At 47.3% G+C, this 18,492-nt stretch carries 15 protein-coding genes; 4 read left to right on the forward strand and 11 right to left on the reverse strand.

From position 1 onward, the window contains the following. Positions 1 to 11 precede the first annotated feature (11 nt). From ACJJIQ_RS00990 to ACJJIQ_RS01005, 4 genes are all read left to right on the forward strand, one after another. On the forward strand, positions 12 to 515 hold the full coding sequence (locus ACJJIQ_RS00990; protein ID WP_445363419.1) for a protein disulfide oxidoreductase: 504 nt from the start codon (positions 12 to 14) through the stop codon (positions 513 to 515). 166 nt (positions 516 to 681) lie between these two features. Then, on the forward strand, positions 682 to 1,503 hold the full coding sequence (locus ACJJIQ_RS00995) for an MBL fold metallo-hydrolase (protein ID WP_445363420.1): 822 nt from the start codon (positions 682 to 684) through the stop codon (positions 1,501 to 1,503). Between the two features lie 193 nt (positions 1,504 to 1,696). After that, on the forward strand, positions 1,697 to 2,392 hold the full coding sequence (locus ACJJIQ_RS01000) for an aspartate/glutamate racemase family protein (protein WP_445363421.1): 696 nt from the start codon (positions 1,697 to 1,699) through the stop codon (positions 2,390 to 2,392). 765 nt (positions 2,393 to 3,157) lie between these two features. After that, positions 3,158 to 5,686 carry a TonB-dependent receptor plug domain-containing protein gene (locus ACJJIQ_RS01005; protein ID WP_445363422.1) on the forward strand — a complete coding sequence of 843 codons (2,529 nt, stop codon included), beginning with the start codon at positions 3,158 to 3,160 and terminating at the stop codon, positions 5,684 to 5,686. 115 nt (positions 5,687 to 5,801) lie between these two features. Here the strand turns inward: ACJJIQ_RS01005 and ACJJIQ_RS01010 are convergent, their stop codons facing one another. From ACJJIQ_RS01010 to nuoE, 11 genes are all read right to left on the reverse strand, one after another. After that, positions 5,802 to 6,260: a hypothetical protein gene (locus ACJJIQ_RS01010; RefSeq protein ID WP_282934036.1), complete on the reverse strand. Its 459-nt coding sequence runs from the start codon at positions 6,258 to 6,260 to the stop codon at positions 5,802 to 5,804. 73 nt (positions 6,261 to 6,333) lie between these two features. Next, positions 6,334 to 7,878 (reverse strand): NADH-quinone oxidoreductase subunit N, encoded by a 1,545-nt coding sequence (locus ACJJIQ_RS01015; RefSeq protein ID WP_445363423.1) that lies wholly within the window; start codon positions 7,876 to 7,878, stop codon positions 6,334 to 6,336. Next, positions 7,875 to 9,473, reverse strand: a complete 1,599-nt coding sequence (gene nuoM / locus ACJJIQ_RS01020; RefSeq protein ID WP_445363424.1) for an NADH-quinone oxidoreductase subunit M — start codon at positions 9,471 to 9,473, stop codon at positions 7,875 to 7,877. Before nuoM ends, ACJJIQ_RS01015 begins: the two co-directional genes overlap by 4 nt. After that, the gene (gene nuoL, locus ACJJIQ_RS01025; protein WP_444956884.1) at positions 9,470 to 11,308 is read right to left on the reverse strand and encodes an NADH-quinone oxidoreductase subunit L; all 1,839 of its coding nucleotides are present in this window, start codon (positions 11,306 to 11,308) and stop codon (positions 9,470 to 9,472) included. The genes nuoM and nuoL overlap by 4 nt, the downstream gene beginning before the upstream one ends. A gap of 1 nt (position 11,309) precedes the next feature. Continuing rightward, positions 11,310 to 11,627, reverse strand: coding sequence for an NADH-quinone oxidoreductase subunit NuoK (gene nuoK / locus ACJJIQ_RS01030; RefSeq protein ID WP_444892930.1), 318 nt, complete (start codon positions 11,625 to 11,627; stop codon positions 11,310 to 11,312). Between the two features lie 4 nt (positions 11,628 to 11,631). Then, positions 11,632 to 12,141: an NADH-quinone oxidoreductase subunit J gene (gene nuoJ, locus ACJJIQ_RS01035; protein ID WP_413664586.1), complete on the reverse strand. Its 510-nt coding sequence runs from the start codon at positions 12,139 to 12,141 to the stop codon at positions 11,632 to 11,634. Between the two features lie 37 nt (positions 12,142 to 12,178). Continuing rightward, positions 12,179 to 12,697, reverse strand: coding sequence for an NADH-quinone oxidoreductase subunit NuoI (gene nuoI / locus ACJJIQ_RS01040; RefSeq protein WP_445363425.1), 519 nt, complete (start codon positions 12,695 to 12,697; stop codon positions 12,179 to 12,181). A gap of 31 nt (positions 12,698 to 12,728) precedes the next feature. Next, a complete protein-coding gene (gene nuoH, locus ACJJIQ_RS01045) occupies positions 12,729 to 13,685 on the reverse strand; it encodes an NADH-quinone oxidoreductase subunit NuoH (RefSeq protein WP_282934030.1) in 957 nt (318 codons plus the stop codon). Positions 13,686 to 13,687: 2 nt separating this feature from the next. After that, the gene (gene nuoG / locus ACJJIQ_RS01050) at positions 13,688 to 16,531 is read right to left on the reverse strand and encodes an NADH-quinone oxidoreductase subunit NuoG (protein ID WP_445363426.1); all 2,844 of its coding nucleotides are present in this window, start codon (positions 16,529 to 16,531) and stop codon (positions 13,688 to 13,690) included. Between the two features lie 55 nt (positions 16,532 to 16,586). Continuing rightward, the gene (nuoF, locus tag ACJJIQ_RS01055) at positions 16,587 to 17,861 is read right to left on the reverse strand and encodes an NADH-quinone oxidoreductase subunit NuoF (RefSeq protein WP_444939847.1); all 1,275 of its coding nucleotides are present in this window, start codon (positions 17,859 to 17,861) and stop codon (positions 16,587 to 16,589) included. After that, on the reverse strand, positions 17,839 to 18,405 hold the full coding sequence (nuoE, locus tag ACJJIQ_RS01060) for an NADH-quinone oxidoreductase subunit NuoE (RefSeq protein WP_444935065.1): 567 nt from the start codon (positions 18,403 to 18,405) through the stop codon (positions 17,839 to 17,841). Before nuoE ends, nuoF begins: the two co-directional genes overlap by 23 nt. Between the last annotated feature and the right edge of the window lie 87 nt (positions 18,406 to 18,492).

Consider the following 18,492-nt stretch of genomic DNA (forward strand, 5'->3'; position numbering starts at 1 on the left):
GTTTATTTGGGGTGGAAAAAGCTCGTTATAGCTACCTGGTTCAGGCGTTGATATTTATCACCTTGGCGGTACTAATGGTTACTGCCGTGGGTTATTTCCACCAAAGAGATATCCCTGAGAACCAGGCCCCTCAGTTAGAGGGGCAATCGCTGCAGGGAAATCTAATTGATTTAAAACAGATGTATCCCAAAGGGCCAGTATTAATTTACTTTTGGGCAACCTGGTGCCCCTATTGCCGGATAGTTTCCCCCGCTGTGACTGACCTGTCTCGGGATTACCAGGTTGTTGGTGTTGCGATGCAGTCTGGTACAGAAGAAGTGGTTACCGAATATATGCGGAATCACGAACTTACTTTTCCTTCTCTAAATGATCCACATGGCGTTTTAAGCGCCCAATGGGGCGTGAAAGTGACGCCAACCTTGCTGATTGTCGATACTGACGGGCGTGTTGCCTGGGTCACCACTGGCGCCACATCCAAGTTGGGTCTGCAGCTGCGCTTAAAGATGACAAAGTAGTCTGTCACTATTAAGGTCACTGCGTCGTATTTAAGCTTATATCAAACTCTCTTTCCCTGAGCCTAGGGTGGTTGGCGTTAAAATTTCCTAATTGCCGGGGAGGGCTGCCCTTATAGATATGCTTCTATAATTCCTTAAAGGTCTGTCTCTTGCGCTGGAGAGTGGCGTGTCGGTTATTGATTCTTTTGACTATCAAGATCTGGATGCGCAAAGGGTCGGCCGTTTCGACTTTGGTATCAATACAACCTTTATTGTATATCGGTTGGGTGACACTATTATCGATGCCGGCCCCAGTAACCAGTGGAAATACGTCAAGTGGTTTGTAAAAAATAAACCTTTTCGGCAATTAGTCCTCACCCATCACCACGAAGATCACAGTGGTAACGCCGGCGCAATTTATAAGCTTACTGGTATACAGCCAAGAGCCCCTAAGGCGACAGTAGAGATATTAAAGAGAGGTTTTCGGATACCGCCAATACAGATGCTGATTTGGGGGAGGGCCGGGCGTGCAGAAGCTGCGCCACTACCGGAAGATTTAAGGTTCTCCGGCGAAAAGGTAGTTGTTATCCCCGCACCAGGGCATGCCAAAGACATGACCTGTTATCTGGTTCAGGATCGAGGGTGGATATTCACTGCTGATCTGTATGTAGCTAGTAAGTTAAAGCTATTGCGTAAAGATGAAAGTATTCCAACTTTAATGCACAGTATCAAAAAAGTGCTCACCTATGATTTTGATATTATATTTTGTCCTCATAGAGGGATTGTAGAAAAAGGAAAAGTTCGCTTACAAGCCAAGTATGATTATTTGTTAAATCTTGCAACTGAAGCACGGGAATTGGACCGGCAAGGATTGCCTCTTGGTGAGATTACCCACCGGCTATTGGGAAGGGAAAACTTGATGAGTGTCGTGTCCGGTTACAACTTCAGTAAGAGAAACTTAATAGCTTCCTGTATGCGGGTTGATCCTACAGAAGTGTCTGATTATTGATCTTTCACTAAGAATAAGAAAAGTATTAAATCACGTCCGTATGTAATTTATAAGTGAGTACCGATTTTATATAAATTGGTACTTTTAATTAAGTTGTCGCTATTCCTGAATGCCCTCAATTTACAATCAGTCTTTCGAGTCTCTCATGTTAGTATTCGCAACATGTATTAAGGGATATTAGATGAGCTCAAAGATGAAGAAGATTGGCCTTTTGGGTGGAATGAGTTGGGAGAGTACAGCAATTTATTATCGCCTGATTAATGAAGGAATTGCTCAAAAGTTAGGAAGGCTGCACTCGGCTGAAATTCTACTTTACAGCGTCGATTTTGAAAAAATTGCACGGTTACAAATGGAGGGTGATTGGGCTCAGGCGAGTAAGCAATTGGTTGAGGCGGCAATATGCCTGGAAAAAGCTGGAGCTGAGGGCATTTTATTGTGCACTAATACTATGCATAAAGTAGCTGGAGATATTATCGAGACTGTTGATGTACCTTTTTTACATATTGGTGATGCTACAGCTGAAGCACTTAAGAACAGAGGGATAAAGACCGTCGGCTTGTTGGCGACAGCTTTTACTATGGAGCAAGATTTCTATCGTGGCTATATGCAGGAAAAGTATGGGATTGAGGTTTTGATTCCGGAGCCCAGCGATAGAGAGATAGTCCACAGGGTTATTTACGAAGAGCTCTGTAAGGGGAGAGTCCTTAACAGTTCAAAAATGGAATTTATTCGTTTTGTGGATTTGCTATCCAATCGAGGTGCCGAAGGTGTAATCCTAGGGTGTACAGAGATTTGCATGTTGCTTTCGCAAGAGGATACCTCTACTCACCTGATGAACTCCACAGAGATTCACGCTCAAGCCGCAATAAAGTTCGCACTTGATTGTTGAATAGTGTTGCTAGGTTTACTTAGAGATATCTTTGTCAACCAAAAGTTAGACTGATGCTCCACTGTGACATCCATTAAAGCCACTCTACTAGCTTCGAAGCGTATCAGTGGGTGGTTTTTTTATAACACAAGTCTACTCTTGTTAGGCTTTCTTGTCCCATATTCATTAGTTTTTTAGTATTAATCTCTTTTGTTAAGTGGGTTTTCTGTGGATGTTTGTCTGCTAGTTAGAGCTGATAAGATAAAATATCTTCACAGTATTTGTTTGTGGAAATGATATTTATCATGTTTATTACGGTAGGCTAAGGTTATTTTTTTACCTCAAATCATCAAATAAATTTCATTTGTCCTCTGTAGAAGTTATTATTTGGGATATACCCTGCTTGTGTATGAGCACTCTGTTTGCTTCCTCTTGTAATAAAGTTTAATTTAATCATCTAGTTATATTTATTTTATTTTTGTCAGTTTTGTCAGTATCTACATTTTTAGTCGTTCTTAATTTTAAAACTGCCTTTTTTATTCTTGCAAATTACGTTTTTTCTGGCATTTTCTCTGGTTGTCACACTTCTTGCAGTGAATGTATTGGTGGTAACCTCCCTCTGCATAAGCGAGCTTTCAAGTGCGTGAAAAAATTTTATTGATCTCCTGGAGCACTACCTTAATTAGTCAATTTATTTTTGCTGTAACGTACAAGTTGGTTTAAGTGAAAGCTGGTTGATTTGGCTCGGAAGATAATAAGAGATAACTAAAACAGGGTATTTCTCCTATGAATGAAAAAAAGAAGCGCTGGCTTACGGCCTGTGGCGCTCCCTCTCTGCTGGCAGCTTCGATTGCTGCATTAAGCAGTCCCACTTTTGCTGAAGATGCACTCCTTGAGGAAGTGATAACAATCGGTACCCGTGTTGAAGGGCGTTCCGCTACAGATTCCTCTGCTCCCATCGATATCGTGACCGGAGAAGAATTTGTAAACCAGGGTGATGGAGATCTAAGTAACCTGCTTAGAAACGTTGTTCCATCCTACAACGTGAATGCAAAGCCAATTTCTGATGCTGCCTCAATCGTTCGCCCTGCAAACCTGCGTGGACTGCCACCCGATAGCACACTGGTTCTGGTGAATGGCAAGCGTCGCCATCGCGCTGCCGTCATTTCCTTCCTCGGAAGTGGTGTTTCAGATGGTGCCCAGGGGCCAGATATCTCTGCAATTCCGGCGATTGCTCTGAAACAGGTTGAGGTCCTGCGTGATGGTGCCGCAGCCCAATATGGCTCCGATGCGATTGCCGGCGTTATCAACTTTCAGTTAAAGGGTGCAGCTGAGGGTGGAAGTGTTGAAGTCAAGCACGCAACCACTGCTGAGGGGGATGGTGATCAAAGCACCGTTGCAGCTAACTTTGGCTTGCCATTGACAGACGCCGGCTTTGTGAATGTCAGCCTTGAGTACCGTGAGCAGGATTCTACCAGTCGAAGTGTCCAGAGAGATGATGCTGCTCAGTTGATCGCCGATGGCAATACCTATGTAGCTAATCCTGCACAGATCTGGGGCCAGCCAGAAGTTAATGACGACACTAAGTTCTTTGTTAACAGCGCCATAGAGCTAAATGATACCGCTGAGCTGTATGCCTTTGGTAACTACGCGAGTCGTTCTACTGATGGAGGATTCTATTTCCGAAACCCCGAGAACCGATCTGGGGTTTTTACATATGAGGAAAAAGTAGACGTAAACGGGAATGGCGTTATAGATGACGACGAAGTATTCATCCACCCTCTAATTGGTGACTTAGATCCCAGTAACGGTATTGATGATTGCCAGAACGTGAGCGTGTCAGAAGCTCATGATCTCGATGAGTGTTTTTCTTATACAGAAATGTTCCCTGGAGGATTTACGCCAAGATTTGGTGGAGATCTAGAGGATTATTCTGTGGTCTTCGGCATGCGGGGAGAATTTGCCAATGGGATTGGCTACGATGTAAGTGCAAGTAGAGGTCATAATGAAGTAGATTTCAATATTTATAATACGGTAAACGCTACTTTGGGCCCAGATACTCCGACTGAGTTCAGTCCTGGTGGTTATGCTCAAACTGAAACCAATTTCAATATTGATTTGACTAAGAGCACAGAAGTTGCTGGCTTGCCGCTATTTATGGCGACGGGCTTTGAATGGCGAGAAGAAGAATTTGAAGTAAAACAGGGTGATACCGCATCCTGGCAAATTGGCGATTTGGCAGAACAGGGTTTCTTGATTGGGTCTAATGGCTTTTCTGGTTTTGGCCCAGAAACCGTAGGCACTTTCGACCGCGACAATATAGCGATTTACTCTGACTTTGAGCTTGAAGTAAGTGATGATCTTCGATTAGGCGCAGCTTTGCGTTGGGAAGATTTTTCTGATTTTGGCGATACTTTTAATTATAAGCTGTCAGGTCATTACACAATCAATGATGCTATTGCCTTGCGCTCTACATGGAGTACGGGCTTCCGTGCACCAACTCCAGCACAATCTAATATCAGCAATGTAACAACAGCTTTTACTAATGGCCAGTTAGAGAACAAGGGCACTATCCCACCAACAAACCCAATTGCTCAGTTAAGAGGCGGAACGCAATTACAGCCTGAAGAATCTGATAGCTTTACATTGGGGGCGATATTCTCAGCAGGTGATTGGGAAATTACAATTGACTATTTCCAGATTTCTGTGGATGACAGGATTACCCAGTCTGCGGATCAATTGCTGACCGATGACGAACGCGCTCAGTTAGTGGCTGATGGTATCAGCGGCGCTGACTCTTTAACCTTTTTCCGCTTCTATACTAATGATTTTGACACTAAAACTCGTGGTGTTGACGTAGTAGCAACCTATCCAGTAGGCGATGCTACGGACCTTAGTTTCGCTTGGAATTGGACTGATACTGAAGTAACTGATTTCAGGGAAGAGACTATAAGTGATATGCGTCTTAGGCAGCTGGAAGACGGATTGCCAAATGTTCGTGGTAATGCCACTTTTAATCACACAGGAGATAATTGGCGAGGCTTAGTGCGACTCAACTACTACGGTAGCTACTGGGAAGCACATTTGGACGATTACAGCTTGCCCATTGATGCCGGTGATGAGTGGACTGTGGATATTGAGGCTGCTTATGACTTCAATGATTCCATGACCTTGATCGCAGGTGCGGAAAACGTATTCAACAACTATCCAGATAAAAACCCCTGGTCCGGTGTTGCCGGAGCGGAATATCCGGAAACGGCACCTATGGGATTCAATGGAGCTCTGTACTACGTAAGAGCGCAGTATGAGTTCTAAGTAATCCCAGCTGTAGCTGGCATTTTGTAGCTGGCTAACCTGGTGTTTCTTAATACCGGGTTAGCCGACTGCAGAATTATGTGACGATTAGGTCCCGCTGTAAGTAGCGGGATTTTTACATATCCCACAGTGAATTTGTGGCCATAGATAAGGTAATTCTTTCCTTATCTTGTATTTGCTTTAGGTCTTCAAACACCTCTTTCACCTCCATCGACTCAATTGCCCCATACACCGCCTGATAGAGTTCTGAGAAATAGCGATCTACCTCTCGTCCCATATTATTAATTTCACGAATTGTGGGTGGATCACTCAGGTTGAGGCGGCGAATAAAGTCATTGGCACTTTCTTCATGGGTGTATTGCAGCCATGTCTTCATCACCTTATTTTGCGCTACATCATTGTAGTTCTGTAGGTTTTTCGCCATTCTCTGCTCATGCTCAAGCATGTGTTTTAATAGCAATTGGGTTCGGTAGTCCTCTGATTTATCCAGTAAGGTCTCGTAAACAGCTGCCATTTCCAGGTGAAATCTCTCAGCATCCTTGATGACTTCAAATGCTTGTTTGAAAGTCTTCATAGTAAGTACCCTCTGATGACCAGGCTATTGCCTGGGCTTTAAAATATTTTTACATCAGCACTCGCTCTCTACTTTATATAGCATTTATCCAGTTAATAAGGATCTGTGGAAATATTCCGAAAAAAACCAGTACAGCAGCGAGAGTTGCGATTAAAAACTGCCCTGAAGTGGTAATTTGTAACGTTTCGCTGTTACTGCTAGTGTCAATGGCATCTCTTTGTACCATCGTAAGTAGAAGACGAAGGTAATAGAAGAGGCCCAATGCACTACCAATAACCACACCAGCGAGAAGAGTCCACATTTTTCCTTCAACACCTGCGGTAAAGACGTAAAACTTCCCAATAAATCCAATAGTTAAGGGAATTCCAGCTAGAGATAGCAGCATTAGAGCAAGACAGCTCGCCAGCCATGGACTACGCCAGAGTAATCCCCGGTAAAAGTCCCTGTGATAAGGATCATCTGCACTGTTGGTCACGTCGCTGACATTTGTTCCATTGGTTAGTTGTGTGGCCTCGACTGAATCGGCTATCAGGCCAACAATTGCAAAGGCTCCTAGTGTAGTAATGACATAGGCGACCATGTAATAAATAACCGCCTCTGTACCAAACGCGCTATTGCCGATGATAAACGCCACAATTAAATAGCCTATATGGCCGATTGAGGAGTAGGCCAGCAGCCTTTTGATATTGTTTTGCATCAGGGCCAATAAATTTCCTATCAGCATGCTAGCTATGGCGGCGATTGTCAGTAAGTCAATAAGAATAGGGCTCTGGTAGAGATTTAAGGTATTAAAGAATCGCAACAGAAAGGCAATTACGGCTGTTTTTCCCACTGTGGCGATCAACGCCGTCGTAGGCGTAGGTGCGCCCTGGAATACATCGGGTGTCCAGATATGAAATGGAACCAGTGATAACTTGAAAGCAACAGAAATGACCAGCAGAGTGGCGCCGGTTGCAAAAAGAGCAGAAGTCTGTGAAAGATCCTGTATCCGTGTAGCGATACTGCTAAAGTCCAGTGCCCCAGACGCCGCATAAATTAATGCGATACCGAATAGCCCGAGAGCGGTAGAAAGTGCTGAAAGGATTAAGTATTTAAAGGCAGATTCCAGGGAATTTACTTGATCTTTGCTTGAGGATAAATTGCCAGTAACCGCAAATCCCAACAGTGGATACAGTGCGAGGCTAATTAATTCTATACCGAGGAAGAAAGTGGCAAAGTGGCTGGCAAATACCAGGGTGCTTGCTCCCAAAATGGCAAGTAAAAGTAGTATATAAAACTCTTCTGGATAGCTATCCGGATTTCTATTCAGGTCACACCGAAGTTTTAAGTAGTTGTATCCCATAACGCTGACGGCTATGGCGGTAACTAATATCAGCAGACAGAAGAACAATGAGTTGTAGTCAATCGAGAGTAGGGCAGTCACTTGAATGGACCCGTTATTGCCCGATAGGGTGGCTCCAACCCAGAAACAGGCAATGATAGCGGCTACCAAAGTGATAAGAGTTGTAACCAGAGCGCCCGCATGATTTCTCCAGAAGGATACTTGGAGCAGCAAAATTACAATACCGGCACTAATCAGTAAAAGCGGTAGGATAGAAAATAGTTCTTGGGCACTCATAGAGATGTACCTGTATTAGCGCTTTTAGCAGTAGGAGAGGATAAGCTTGTTGAAGTTTCCGGCCCTGTCTTTTCTATGACGACTTCTTCATTTTCGGGGGCCTGAAATTTTTGCATTGATTTGGCAATCGTAGGCTCGGCGATATCAAAGATAGGCTGGGGGCGGAGCCCGAAGATCACGAGAAGCACCGCCAGTGAAAGAAGCGCAGAGATCTCCCTGAGGCTTAGATCACTGACAGTTTTCCCCTCTGTAGCTGGTTTCAATTTGTCATTAAACTTGCCAAAGAAGACACGCTGCATCATCAATAGTGCATAGAGTGCTGCTCCAATAAGCCCAATTGCTGCAATAACCGTTAACCAGTGATTAGCTTTAAAGCTACCAACAAGCACCAGGAATTCGGCAACAAAATTACCCAGCCCAGGCAGTCCCAGCGAGGCAATGGCAAAGAAGAGTGCAACGGCGGATAGCTTTGGCAGAAGAGGCCAGACACCGCCGAGCTGGCTCATATCCCGAGTATGGAGACGATGCTGTAGTGCGCCTACTAATGCGAAGAGAGCAGCGGTACTCAAGCCGTGGGCGATCATTTGCATCACTGCGCCCTGCAGGGCGATAGTATTCAACGCGTAGAGCCCCAATAGAACAAATCCCATATGGCTCACACTGGAATAGGCCACAAGCCTTTTCATATCCTTCTGAGCGAATGCCAGCGATGCGCCGTAGACCACACTGATGGCTCCAATGGTCATTGCAACCGGTGCAAAAGCTTGTGAACTCTCCGGGAATAAGGGCAGTGTAAAACGCAATAAACCATAGGCTCCTGTTTTCAACAGAATCGCTGCCAGCAGAATACTGCCGGCAGTAGGGGCCTGGGTATGGGCGTCAGGTAACCAGGTATGGAAGGGCAGCGCTGGCAACTTGACGATAAAGGCAATAAAAAATCCGAGCATTAACCAATAAGCTGCTGTTGCAGACAGTTGAGCACCCAATAAATCCGTATAGTTAAAGGTCAGTTGTCCGCTATTCCGGTAGTGGATAAATGCCAAGGCAACGATGGCAATCAGCATTAACAAGCTGCTTGCCTGGGTGAAAATAAAGAACTTTATCGCAGCGTAGACTCTGCCCTCATAGCCCCAAACTGCAATCAACAGCAGCATGGGAATCAGCATGACTTCCCAGAAGAAAAAGAATAAAAACAGGTCGATAGCGGTAAACACACCGACAATACCGGCCAGTGTCCACAGGTAGTTAAAATAAAAAAAGCCGCGCCGGAAGGTGACATCATTCCAGGTCATTACTAACCCAAAGATCCCCATCCCCATTGTCAGTAGCAGCATAAGAAAGCTGAGTCCATCAATCGCCAGATGGAAGCTGATCCCAAACCTGGGTATCCAGGATACCAAAAGGCTATCCCACCACTGGCTGTCACCTGTAACAGCTGTGGACTCTGCCTGGGGGAAATAGCTGATCAAGAGTAGGGATGCGATTACCAGGGAAACCAGGCTGATTAAGCGTCCACCCTCATAGAGATGTCTCTCTGCCAGCCAGGCTAATATTCCCCCAACAAGTAAAATTATAATTATTGCCAGTAATGTCATAGAGCCACCAACAGGGCTAGGAATAAAATTGATCCGGCTACAAAGGTGGCCAGGTACCAACGTATTTGGCCGTTTTGTGAAGAGCTGAGGGCGTTATTTAGATGTGCACTCAGCGAAGCGGTACCCTTGTAGATGCTGTCGATAATATCTTTGTGGTTAAGGGCGGTGATAAATTTAAAAGGTCTTACAAAGACCCGGTCATAGACCCAGTCAAAACCCCATCCCTTAAACCAAAACTGCATTAGTGGAGAGCGCTGCTCCCCAACCTTCTTCTCGAACAGGAACATTTTCCAGGCGATAAACAGGCCGATCAGCGGCATGGCAATGGCAATGGCTTCAATGACCCAGGAGTGGTGTTCGTCGGTTGGGGTGCCAAAGACTCCCTGGAGAGGTGGAGCGAGAATTCCACCAAATAGGGCAAGTACAGCGAGGAGGCCCAAGGGAAGTATCATCACCGTGTTATTGGCGTCTTTACAGTGTGAGGAGGCGCTGCCCTCACTGCCCAGAAATGCAAGAAACAGAACCCGGAAGCTATAAATCCCTGTGACCAGCGCACCTAATAGACCGGCAAGCCAAAGCAGGTTTACTCCTTGATGATATTCATAAGCACTGAGCAAAATATGATCTTTGCTGTAGAAGCCGGACGTAAATGGGAGCGCTGCCAGGCAGGCGCAACCGATGGTAAAGCAGATAAAGGTAAAGGGGATTTTGCGATAGAGGCCGCCCATGGCAAAGATATTCTGCTCGTGATGTACGCTCAGGATTACTGACCCTGCGGAGAGGAAGAGCAGAGCCTTGAAGAAGGCGTGGGTCATCAAATGGAAGATGGCTCCTGACCAGGCACCCACACCCAGGGCCAGGAACATATATCCAATCTGGGAGATGGTTGAATAGGCCAGGACCCGTTTGATATCACTTTGTGCGATAGCACTGAATCCGGAGATTAATAGAGTCAGAGCGCCGACAATGGCTACAGCTGTCATGGCGGTTCCAGACAGCTGATAAAGCGGGTGCATGCGGGCGATCAAGTAGACCCCGGCCGTCACCATGGTGGCAGCGTGGATAAGGGCGCTGACGGGAGTGGGGCCTGCCATCGCATCGGGAAGCCAGGTCTGGAGTGGAATCTGTGCTGACTTACCCACAGCGCCACCCAGTAACAGCAGCATAGCGATAGTGACAATTTGAGTATTGACCCCGGGATTCCCTGCCGCTGTGATGAGCTCCGGTATATTTAGTGTTGAGAACTCAAAGAACAGCAGGAACAAGCCGATCGCCATGGCGGTATCGCCGACGCGGGTGACGATAAATGCTTTCTGCGCGGCCGCGCCGTTTGCAGGGTCCTTATACCAAAAGCCAATGAGCAAGTAGGAACAAAGACCAACGCCTTCCCATCCCAGATAGAGAAGTACCAGGTTGTCCGCCATTACAAGAATTAACATGGCAGAGACAAATAGATTCAGGTAGGAAAAGTAGCGGCGGAAATCCGGATCTTCACGCATATATCCGGCTGAGTATAAGTGAATAAGGAAGCCCACTCCGGTAATGATCATCAGCATTACCAGGGTTAGCCAGTCCACATGAAAGGTGAAGCCGAGTTGGAGGTCAGATACTCGCATCCACTGCCAAACTGACAGCGTAACGACCGATTCCGGGTTGCCCAGAAAGGTGGAGAGTGCGAGGTTAAAAACCAGAATCGCTGCGATTCCCACACTGCCCACCCCAATCAGGCTCACTAACTTTTGTGAGGGCTCCTTTTGTGTAAAGAGTGGAATGCTGATGAGGGTCAGGAAACCAAGAAAGGGAAGCAATGGTATCCAGGCTAGTGATCCGTTCATATTAACCCCTCAATCCATTGAGCTGGTCAATATCGACCGTGTGTTTGCGATAATAGAATTGCAAGACAAGCGCCAGTGCAATGGCTACTTCGGCAGCGGCCAGGGTGACAACAAAAACAAACATCACCTGCCCATCAGCATTGCCCCAGTGTGCGCCGGCGACAACAAACATTAATGCTGCGGCGTTGGTGCAGATTTCAATACACATCAGCATAAAAATAATATTTCTTCGGATTAGTAATCCGGCTAACCCCAAGCAAAACAGAATGGAGGCCAACAACACGCCAGCCTCCAAACCAGGTGCAGATTCGATAGGCATAGCTTCACTCCGGTTTAACTGTTCTTCTGTGTCGGGCGAGGTGAAAAGCTCCAACAAGCCCTGCCAAAAGCAGCATTGAAGCCAGTTCGACAGCGAGAACGTAATGACTAAAAAGTGCGATACCGACCTGTTTGGGCCCGATATAGTGATAGGTTTGCTCTGAAGGAATTTGCCCGCTACTAACCAGCAGAAGTAACTGGATTAACAAAATGGCTGATAGAAGGGCTGGGCCAATCCAGGTGTGGGGTTGTAACCAGGCTTGCTCCTGTGCAACTGAAGCGTCTCCCTGGTTGAGCATCATGATGACAAAAATAATCAATACCATGATGGCGCCGGCATAAATAATAACTTCCAAAGCTGCTGCCAGGGGAGCGCCAAACTGGTAGAAAATAACGGCAACCGATAAAAGTGAAGTGACAAGATAAAGTAGCGCGTGGACCGCGTTCTTGTGAAAGATAACCATGGCGGTTGAGACAATGGCAACCGCAGCGGTTAAGTAGAAAATGTAATTCACTGGGAAAACCTCTTTTTAGTTATTAGCCTTATTGAAATCAGAGATTTAGGCTTTTTACATTAATGGGCTCGGCCTCATTTTGAGCTTCGCCCTTGTCCTTTCCTGAGATGGCCTTTCCTGTAATTTGATAAAAGCTGTAGTCGTGATACTTACCGGGGCCACTGATTAGAAGATCTTCCTTTTCGTACACCATGTTTTGCCGGTCGTACTCACACATCTCAAAGTCAGGTGTTAGCTGAATGGCATAGGTTGGGCAGGCATCTTCACAAAGCCCACACATAATGCAGCGGGAAAAATTGATGCGAAAATATTCGGGGCGCCAGCGGCCGTCTGGATCTTCTGTTTTTTGCAGTGAAATACAATCAGGAGGGCAGGCAACGGCGCAGAGATTACAGGCAACGCAGCGCTCGTCACCGTTGGGATCTCGGGTGAGCACGATCCTGCCGCGATATCTGGGTGCCAGGTAGGGCTTTTGGTCAGGGTATTGTACGGTAACGTTCTTCCGGAACAGGTGTTTAAATACCAACCACATGCTGCGAATCTGGCTTGAAATCATTTCTTTGGCCTCGCACGCTTATTTTAATATTCTAGGCAGTCCACAAAAGTACCGCTGCGGTAGCCAGTAGATTGATCAGGGCCAGAGGTAGCATGACCTTCCAGCCGAATTTCATTAATTGGTCGTAGCGGGGGCGTGGAATCGCCGCCCTTAAAAGAATAAACACACCAACCAGAATGGCAGTCTTCAGGCAAAACCAGATAAATGGGGGCAGTAGGGGGCCGTGCCATCCACCGAGAAACAGTGTGGTGATTAGCGCTGAAATTAGAATCACTGCCAGATATTCACCCACAAAGAACATGCCGAACTTCATACCGGAGTATTCGGTATGGAATCCCGCAGTCAGTTCGTGCTCAGCTTCCGGAAGATCAAATGGAGTTCTGCGGCTCTCGGCAATACCGGCAATAAAGAAAACAATAAATCCCAGGAATTGAGGGATGATAAACCAACCATCTGCCTGGGCATTAACAATCTCGCGCAGATTGAAACTGCCAGAAAGCATAACAACACCCATCAGGCTCAAACCCATAAATACTTCATAGGACACGGTTTGAGCGGCAGCCCTTAGCCCACCGAGCAGAGCATATTTATTATTTGATGCATATCCCCCAAGAATTACGCTATAGACCGCAATAGAACTCATAGCCAGCACAAACAGTAAACCGATATTCAGGTCGGTGACCCCAATATTGGGCGATATGGGCACTACGGCAAAGGCAATCAACATGGTTGCCATAACTACAGTGGGTGCCAGTACAAATACGGGAATATCTGCAAATTTCGGAGTGAAGTCTTCCTTGAAGAACAGCTTGATCATATCTGCAATAACTTGCAGGGTGCCAAATTTCCCTACCCGGTTAGGGCCCGGGCGATCTTGCCAAAATCCCAATAGGCGGCGCTCGCCCCAAGTTAAAATGGCTGCTAGCAGCACGGTAACTATCAATACGCCGAAAATATTGAGCAATATGATCCAGATATTTGTACTCATAATTAGTCCTCTTGCCCGATTGCGGAGCTTTCTTCCACTGGCAACAGATTGGCGCCACCCGGTAATACGGGGGCAAGAGTTTCAAGCCCAGGAAGACCATAGGGCACACCCAGGCTGCCGGAAGGTTGGCTATCGGAGATAACCACACTGCCGCGGAAAACACCGCTATTGGTGTCTAATGCCACTGTGTCTCCCTGGTTGAGGTTGGCACTTTCGGCATCACCGCGATTTAAAGTAAAGAATGGCTTATCGATCACTGTAGCGATGGCCATTGCGCGGTTACTGAGCTCTTCCGAACCAAACATTCGGTAAATCGGCAGTGTCGCTAGACTGTGGTTATCGCTATCTGTATCGCCATCGGAGGCTGTGGGCAAGGACCATTCCGATAGTGCTTGCTCTCGCCGCTGGATATATTTACCCGAGGCACCACCACGGCGTTCGCCACCCACTTCCTGCTGAAACTTGAAAATCGATTGGTTGGAGTTCCATCCGGGAGACCAGATATTGGCTTGCAGCGGTGATCGGTTTGGATTGTGCACACCTTCCATGCTAAAGCTCATAGGAGCATCGGGGTCTTGGTGTGGGGGCTCCTCTGAGACATGTTGCTCTGCGTGAATAGCCGTGCGCCCACTGTAGCGAGCGGTCTGTCGAGCAACCTTGAGCCCGTCAATCCGGAAGTTTTCATCCGGCCCTAAATCTTTGATGACCTTGAGTGAAGAAACACTTTCCGCTAGGGAATCGGTGATATCCGGGCAGTGATTCCAATTGATAATAGTGTCGATACTCTCGGAGTGTTCTGTGCAAAAACCAGCGGCATCTACCAGCCAGCGCCAGCTCTCCTGGATATACCCAGTGCCTTCATAGACCGCATAAAATCGCTGTGCCAAACCAGTATTGTTAACAAATGTCCCTTGGGATTCGGCCGTTGCGGATACAGGAAAGATTAAGTCGGCATGTTTGGCGGTTTCATTGAGCAGGGTGTCCAGCAGAATGATATGGTCGACGCTGGCAAACAGACTGTTTAACTCTTCACTTGCGATTCTTAAGGAGAGGTCATTCTCCAGAATCACTAGGGTTTTATCGATATCGGTTTTGTCATTCTTGAGTTCAGTGATCAGATGCTCAAGGGAACCGGTTTCGGGCTCAAACAGTTGAATAACTCCCAAGCTATTAGCCTCTTCACAACACAAGTATAGAGAAGTAGGTTTGCCATTTTTTTCTGCCAGTGCACTGGCGATTTTGGCTGCGCTGTGGGTAAGGTGGATATTTTTGCTGCTGGTTCCAGAGATGATCACTGGGTTCTTAGCCGCAGTTAATATTGCTGAGATTCTTTCAGCTTCCTCCAGATTCTCTGCACTCAGTGAAGTTTTGTTGCTTTTAACCTCCAGAATATTATTGGCAATTGCCTGGCCGATTTGGGCGGCCTGTTCCGGCAGGGTATAGATCGCTTTACAGGTAATATCTGAGATCTGATTGAGTTCGGTGCCGATAAAAATAATTGGGCTGGGTTCACCCTCTAATTGTCGAACAGAAGCATCCTGCCACAAGGGTATTCTTAATGATTCAGCCTGTTCTTTTTGGCGGCTCCGTGCTGCTTGGCGAACTGCCAGGGCAACCCTGGGGGCTGTGTTGTAGATATCTTCCCCGAGTATCAATATAACATCTGAATTTTCTATCTCAGGGATAGTCGGGCTGTGGATATTGGCATCGCTCTGAATTCTATCGACAAGGTGTAGTAGCTGCATATCCCGCTGGTTGAGGCCAGAGAAGAAGTTATCCCGTCCTACAAACTTTAATAGGGCGAAGTTATTTTCCAGCGATGCCCTGGGTGAGCCAATGCCGATTAAGCGGTGCTCACCTCTCTGAGCTGATGCGAGTTTTTCTGAAAGTGAGAACACCGCGTCCTTGGGAGAAACCTCTTTGTGCAGACGTTCATCAGTTTCTGCTGTAGAGCTGATCACGGCATCTTTGCGCGCAGAAAGTACCTGGGTTATCCGGCTCTTACTGTTGACATATTCGTATCCAAAGCGCCCCCGATCACAGAGAAAATAGCCGTTGATATCGTGGTGATATAAGTTGACCACACGGCGCAACATCGGGTCTTGGTTGTTGCCGGATTCCCTCGCTCCAGGCGCGGTGTTGCAACCCACGGCACAGTGTTCACAGACTGAGGCAGCTGTTTGCAAATCCCATTTTCGGACAAAGTGCTGGCTGAAGGTCTTATCGGTAAATACTCCGGTGGGGCACACTTCGACAAGGTTCCCACTAAAACCATTTTCCAGCATGCCCTCGGTATTGCGGCCAAAAAAGACCTGGTGATTGCGACCCAGTGCTTGCAAATCCTCGCCGCCGGCATAGTCGTGATAGAACCTGACACATCGATAGCAGGTAATACAGCGATTCATTTCGTGATTGATAAAGGGGCCGAGATACTGGTTTCGGTGGGTGCGCTTGGTACCCTGATAGCGGCGCATGGTATGACCGGACATTTCAGTCATATCCTGTAAGTGGCACTCGCCGCCCTCCTCACAAACCGGGCAATCGTGAGGGTGGTTGGTCATCAAGTCTTCTATCACAGAACCGCGAAAATCTTTCGCGGCTTCCAAACTGACACTGTAAATACCGCCGTCTTTTATCGGCGTCATACAGCTCATAATCAACCGGCCCCGTTGATCTTCGCTGTCCTTATGCTCGATAACCGCACATTGGCGGCAGGCGCCAACAGAACCCATGGCGGGGTGCCAGCAAAAATAGGGGACATTCAAACCCAGGGACAGGCAGGCAGTGAGCAGGTTTTGATCTCCATCAACCTGGTATTTATTACCGTCTATTGTGATGGTTGGCATTTGAAATCCATTTTCTTTTTATTAATGCTTTCAGGGGCAGGGTTGTCGCGCTAATTTATTGGTAGGGGCAACAACCGCCTTCAATATGGTCGATAAAATCCTGTTCAAAGAGTTTTAACGCACTTTGTATAGGCTCTGCAGCGCCGGGAGCCAGGGCGCAAAAGGTATTGCCGGGGCCAATACGCTCGCACTGTTCCCTGAGGAGTTCCAAGTCTTCTTTAGTCCCCTGGCCAGACTCTATTCTCTCCAGAATTTTGACCGCCCAGGGCAAGCCGTCCCGGCAGGGGGTGCACCAGCCACAGGATTCCCGCGCGAAGAACTGGGTCAGGTTCAGTACCAGGCCTACAGGGCAGGTTTTATCGTCGAGCACGGTAATCGTGCCGGTCCCCATACGGCTGCCGGCCTTGCCGATAACGTCGTAATCCATGGGAAGATCGAGGTGGTCCGGGCCGAGGAAGTCGGTCGATCCTCCACCGGGAAGAATGCCCTTCAGTTGCAGGCCATCTTTCATGCCACCGGCATGTTGTTCAATAATTTCGCGAATGGGCGTCCCCATTGGGAGTTCCCAAGCCCCTGGATTATTAACCTTGCCGCTAACACCAAATATTTTGCTTCCCGCATCGTCACCCCGGCTAAGGTTTTTGTACCACTCCACGCCGTGGCTAATTAAATGCGGAAGGTTGCACAAGGTCTCTACATTGTTAACGACGGTGGGTTTGCCCCAAAGCCCGCTGACCTGTGGAAAGGGGGGCTTGGCACGGGGAATGGCCCGCTTGCCTTCAAGGGCGTTTAGCAGTGCGGTTTCTTCACCACAGATATAGTTACCGGCGCTGCGGTGCAGACAGATCTCCAGATTAAAGCCACTGTCGAAAATATTTTCTCCAATCATGCCCTGCTGCTTGGCTTCATCGATTGCCTGTTCGAGCCGCTTTGCAGCCAGGTGGTATTCACCACGAATAAAAATATAGGCGTGAGAGGCGCCAATGGCATAGGCGGCTATAGCCATTCCCTCTAGAAGGAGGTGAGGGTCTCGCTCCATTAGCAATCGGTCTTTGAAGGCGCCGGGTTCCATTTCATCGGCGTTACAGACAACGTACTTTTGTTTGGGCGAATCTTCACCCCTAGGTACAAAACTCCACTTCAGCCCAGTGTTAAACCCCGCTCCACCGCGTCCACGCAGGCCTGCATCTTTTACTTCGTTGATAATATCGTCCGGTACCATGGTGATGGCTTTGCGCCAGCCCTGGTAGCCGTCGTTTTCCACATATTGCTCTATAGTGGCGGCAATATTTTCACTGGAAATATTTTTAGTCAGTGGATTTGTCAGCATGGTATTTTTTCTTCTTATCGATTAATTCATCAATACCTTTCTCATCCAAATGGCGGTGCATTTCCTCGCCAAGCATAAGGACTGGGGCTTTGTCACAATCTCCCAGGCAGGGTGTTTCCAGCAGGGTAAAAATCCCATCTTCGGAGGTCTCTCCAGGCTGGATATTTAAGCGCTCAGATATTTTTTTCTGCAAATTATCGCAACCCATAATCCAGCAGCTGGAGCTTTTGCACAGGTAGATCACTTCCTTGCCTACTGGTTGGCGGAAAATCAACTGGAAGTAGGTGGCGACACTCTCAAGTTCTGCAACGGGAATATCCAGATAATTGGAAATTGCCTGGAGGCTCTCATCGGAAATCCAGCCGCGATGTTTCTGTACAATCCGCAACGCCTCGAGCCCCACTGAAGTTTTTTCGTGGTAGTGGGTGGCTTCCTGATCAATTTCCTCTTTTTCTTGTACTGTTAAGGTCGCCAGGTTGTCTGCTGAATTGCTATTGCCTTGCTCCATTACTTCAATCAATTCCGGTTCTAGTAAGCTGGACATAGTCGCCCCCGAGATAGAACTTGCGGAGGTTTCGTTGAGGCGCTGCTGCCATCTGTGTGTGCGATGGCTGAAACGCTGGGTGTATTT

Source organism: Microbulbifer maximicatervae (SeqCode) (assembly GCF_052468295.1).